This is a genomic window from Bartonella sp. AP88XZML (genome assembly GCF_042195565.1).
GTDB lineage: Bacteria > Pseudomonadota > Alphaproteobacteria > Rhizobiales > Rhizobiaceae > Bartonella.
This window is the reverse complement of the sequence record NZ_JBHIOQ010000055.1, coordinates 1-1008: the sequence shown is the minus strand read 5'-3', so window position 1 is coordinate 1008 and position 1008 is coordinate 1. Positions and strand designations below refer to the sequence as shown.

At 37.1% G+C, this 1008-nt stretch carries 1 protein-coding gene and 1 pseudogene; both read right to left on the bottom strand.

The annotated features are described in order from the left end of the window. Positions 1 to 399, bottom strand: a pseudogene (locus ACFIK2_RS07060) (hypothetical protein); the annotation flags it as partial. A gap of 110 nt (positions 400 to 509) precedes the next feature. Next, a partial coding sequence (locus ACFIK2_RS07055; protein WP_375677073.1) for a hypothetical protein occupies positions 510 to 1008 on the bottom strand: 499 nt, incomplete at its 5' end.

The window sequence follows — 1008 nt, the reverse complement described above, 5'->3', positions numbered from 1 at the left end:
GCGGGCACTACCATTCACATGAGCATTACCATAAATATTGCCATAAACATGAGCATTGCCATAGACAAAAGCATGGTCATAAACTTTAGCATATTGAGAGATAAAAGCCTTTCCATAGACTTCAGCATTGCCATAAACTTGACCACAGACTTGAGAAAAATGGCGTATTTTTGCATTTTCATACACCCTTGCATGACCGTAGACACAAGCCTCATCATAGACCCAGCAATTGCCATCATGGGATAGGTTAACTTCCTTTTCAATAAAGCCCCCTAAAGACCCTGCCTTTATATCATCGAAATCTTTTAAAGCTTTAATGCGATAAAGGTTTATAATATTTCGAGTAAGAGCATGTTTGATTTTTTTGACTTCACTGGTTAATTCGTATTTTTTGCACATAGAGATACCCTCACAATTTAATGTGATAAACGTTTGCTAAAATTTGGAATGGGAAATTTAAAAGAGGGGCACCCCCGCCGCGCCCGTGCTTTCATTTACACTGCTTTAGATTAGACCCAGACAATCTCTAATTCACCATAAGGAGAGAGACGTTCAGTATAGGTTTTTATTTTAGTAAACCCGCCGACATTTTCACGAATAACAGCAATTCCATGAATATTGGCATTTTCATAAACATGTACGTTATTTGCTATATGAGCGTTTTCATAAACCCTAGCATTGTCATAAACATAGGCATTATCATAAATAATAGCCTTGCCATACACATGAGCATTACCATAGACACGGGAATTATCAGAAATAATAGCATTGCCATAAACATGGGCATTATCATAAACATAGCCAGCAATGATAGCATTGTCATAAACGTGACCATTTTTAAAGACAAGAGCCTCATCATACACCCAGCAATTGCCATCATGAGAGAGGTTATCTTCCTTTTCAATAAAGCCCCCTAAAGTACCTGCTTTAACATCAGCAAAGTCTTTTAATGCTTTAATGCGATAAAGGGTATGATTATTAATTACACGCGTTTCATTTGTGAGTGCA